The sequence below is a fragment of the [Clostridium] symbiosum ATCC 14940 genome, assembly GCF_000466485.1.
GTDB classification, from domain to species: domain Bacteria; phylum Bacillota; class Clostridia; order Lachnospirales; family Lachnospiraceae; genus Otoolea; species Otoolea symbiosa.
The window spans coordinates 1-629 of record NZ_KE993048.1 but is presented as its reverse complement, the minus strand read 5'-3'; the positions used below and the strand labels follow the sequence as shown (position 1 = coordinate 629).

Annotated in this window: 1 protein-coding gene; it reads right to left on the bottom strand. The window is 52.1% G+C overall.

What is annotated here, in order from left to right:
- Positions 1-629 (bottom strand): 2,5-dihydroxypyridine 5,6-dioxygenase NicX family protein (locus tag CLOSYM_RS23585; RefSeq protein ID WP_021643813.1); only part of this gene is annotated, 629 nt, incomplete at both ends.

Sequence of the window (629 nt, the reverse complement as noted above, 5' to 3'; positions counted from 1 at the left end):
CGTGCCGGCTGGCCGTAGTAGAAACCGTTGCCCATTGCGATATGGCAGGTTCCCCTTGCCTTCTTCTCTTCCTCAAAGTCTCCGTTGAACATGCAGGCCGGGTTTAATCCGATTCCAATCTCCGCAATGTTGTCGCTGTCTTTTACTTCCGCTATCTGACGGCGGATTTCTTTACAAATCTTTGCGTCTCCGCCCACTACCTCTACGATGCGTCCGCCTTCAATCTTAAGCTCTACCGGTACGGTCGGGCAGCCATAGTAGCAGATTGGTCCGTCGATTACGAGTTTTCCGTGGGTGGTTCCGATGACCGGCCCTAAGGATACTTCGCCGTCCGACCATGCCATTGCATCACCAGGATTACGGGCAATACCGCACTCGATGATTGGTTCCATATCGTTCATCTCCATGTACAGGTCGGTTCCGGCCGGAGTTGTGATATGGGCGTTCTTTTTGCCTCTCCAGATTGCCTGCAGTTTTACGCCGTCCGCATAGACTGCCTCATAGTCGGCTAAAGCTCCGCCTCTTGTAAAGTTGTCGATGTGTCTTAAGCAGATGGATACTTCACGCAGCTTCTTCTCATTCATAAGCTCTTTTAAGCGGTTGTTGTAGATAGCCGCGCCGGATGCCGT